The 2,419-nt window shown below is 56.6% G+C and carries 3 protein-coding genes; all 3 read left to right on the plus strand.

Translation table 11 applies throughout. The features are described 5' to 3' along the window. Positions 1-102: 102 nt before the first annotated feature. A complete protein-coding gene (gene tnpA / locus AC1ROI_RS33845) occupies positions 103-426 on the plus strand; it encodes an IS66-like element accessory protein TnpA (RefSeq protein ID WP_186352298.1) in 324 nt (107 codons plus the stop codon). Continuing rightward, positions 423-758 (plus strand): IS66 family insertion sequence element accessory protein TnpB, encoded by a 336-nt coding sequence (tnpB, locus tag AC1ROI_RS33850; RefSeq protein ID WP_034139925.1) that lies wholly within the window; start codon positions 423-425, stop codon positions 756-758. Before tnpA ends, tnpB begins: the two co-directional genes overlap by 4 nt. Before the next feature lie 62 nt (positions 759-820). Continuing rightward, entirely contained in the window at positions 821-2,389 is a 1,569-nt protein-coding gene (gene tnpC / locus AC1ROI_RS33855; protein ID WP_083377874.1) for an IS66 family transposase, read from the plus strand. Positions 2,390-2,419 lie beyond the last annotated feature (30 nt).

Below are 2,419 nucleotides of genomic sequence, written 5' to 3' on the forward strand. Positions count from 1 at the left end.
GTATGCGTCCGGCCAAGTCATCTACCCAACCCCGCAACGCTTGGACATGGTGTGCACTTAATTTAAGTGGGCACCAGTTCTAGCCTTTTAAGCGGGTATGTCATGCAGCCAACACGCCGTTCCTATTCCAAATCCTTCAAGGCCCAGGTCATTCAAGAGTGTGCCCAACCCGGCGCTTCGATTGCCGGCGTCGCCCTCAGCCATAGCCTCAACGCCAACCTCGTCCACAAATGGATTCGAGTGCACGCGCACAAAAGCTCAGCGCTTCAACCAGCATTTATCCCATTGCCCATGCAGATAACGGCACACCCACCTTCATCGAATATCAGCATTGAGATTCTGCACCCACGCGGCACCGTCAAAGTGAACTGGCCGACCGATAGTGCTGCTGCCTGCGCCGCTTTCCTTCGAGACGTGTTGCGATGATCCGTATCGACGCCATTTGGCTCGCCACCGAGCCCATGGACATGCGCGCCGGTACCGAGACTGCGCTGGCCAGGGTGATCGAGGTCTTCGGTGCGGCGAAGCCGCACTGTGCTTATCTGTTTGCCAATCGCCGCGCGACTCGGATGAAAGTGTTGGTACATGATGGGATCGGCGTTTGGCTGGCTGCACGTCGCTTGAACCAAGGCAAGTTTCACTGGCCAGGCCTTCGACAAGGCAGCGAAATGCAGTTGGATACTGAGCAACTTCAGGCCTTGGTGCTCGGCCTACCTTGGCAACGTGTTGGCGTCGGCGGTGTAATTACACTGCTTTAAAAAACTTTAATTAGCGTCTTGGTTTGCTGTCGCAGGCGGTCTGCTTTGGTAAAATCCACGGCATGACTTCCTCGCCCAATCTCGATCAAATGACTCCCGACCAACTGCGTGCATTCGCTGCGCAGTTGCTGTCGCAAGTGGAGACCATGGGCAAGACGGTAGAGACCATGGGCAGAACGGTCGAAACCATGGGCAAGAAGATCAACCGCGATCAAACGGTGATCGAAAAGCTGACCCACGAGATCGCACAGCTCAAGCGTTTGAAGTTTGCCAAGCGTAGCGAGCAGATGAATCCTCAGCAGGCCAGCCTGCTGGATGACCTGATCGATACCGATATCGCGGCGATTGAGGCCGAGCTTCAGGCCTTGCAAATCGCGCCAGCGACAACTGAGAAAAAGCAAAAGCCCAAGCGCACTGCGTTGCCGGCAGAATTCCCACGCACCTTGATCCATCACGAACCGGACAACACTCACTGCCCATGCGGCTGTGCGCTTAAACGCATCGGTGAAGATGTCAGCGAAAAGCTGGACTACACGCCGGGCGTGTTTACCGTTGAGCGCCATGTTCGTGGCAAGTGGATTTGTGATGACTGTGAAACGCTGATCCAGGCGCCGGTACCTGCGCAAGTTATCGACAAGGGCATCCCGACTGCCGGATTACTTGCCCACGTCATGATCGCGAAGTTCGCTGATCATCTTCCGCTTTACCGTCAGGAATCGATTTTTGGTCGAGCTGGCTTGTCGATTCCACGCTCCACTTTGGCTCAATGGGTCGGCGTTACGGGCGTGCAGTTGCAGCCACTGGTCGATGCCCTGCGTGACGTAGTGATCGGGCAGCAGGTCGTGCACGCGGATGAAACACCCGTACAGATGCTCGCTCCGGGCACGAAGAAAACCCACCGCTCTTATGTTTGGGCTTACGCCACCAGCCAGTTCTGCGAAACAGCCGCTGTCGTCTACGACTTCAGCCCCAGCCGCGCCGGTGAGCATGCTCGCAACTTCCTGCAAGGCTGGAAAGGCAAGTTGGTCTGCGATGATTTTGGCGGTTACAAGGCCAGCTTCGAACTCGGCGTGACCGAGATCGGCTGCATGGCCCACGCCCGGCGCAAGTTTTTCGAATTGCATGCCACCAACAAGAGCCAGCTCGCCGAGCAGGCCCTGCGTTACATCCAGTTGTTGTACGAAATCGAGAGCGAAGTGCGTGACCTGGAGTCGGAATTACGGCGCCGAATACGGCAAGAAAAAGCCGCGCCAGTGATGGATAGGCTGCATGCCTGGATGATCGCCCAGCGTGATCTTGTGCCCGAAGGTTCAGCCATCAGCAGAGCATTTGATTACAGCCTCAAACGCTGGGCAGCGCTGTCGCGCTACCTCAATGACGGGGCCGTACCTATTGATAATAATTGGGCGGAAAACCAGATCCGACCATGGGCCCTTGGACGCAAGAACTGGCTCTTCGCCGGGTCGTTACGCAGCGGAAAAAGGGCGGCGGCGATCATGAGCTTGATCCAGTCTGCGCGGCTGAATGGCCATGATCCGTACGCCTATCTAAAGGATGTTCTCACGCGTCTACCGACGCAGCGGGCGAGTGAAATCGAGCAGCTGCTTCCGCATAAGTGGCAGCCGGTTTAATCACGCAAGACGTGTTGCCCGGACGCATAC

The sequence above is a fragment of the Pseudomonas sp. GW823-FHT02C02 genome, from assembly GCF_058797635.1.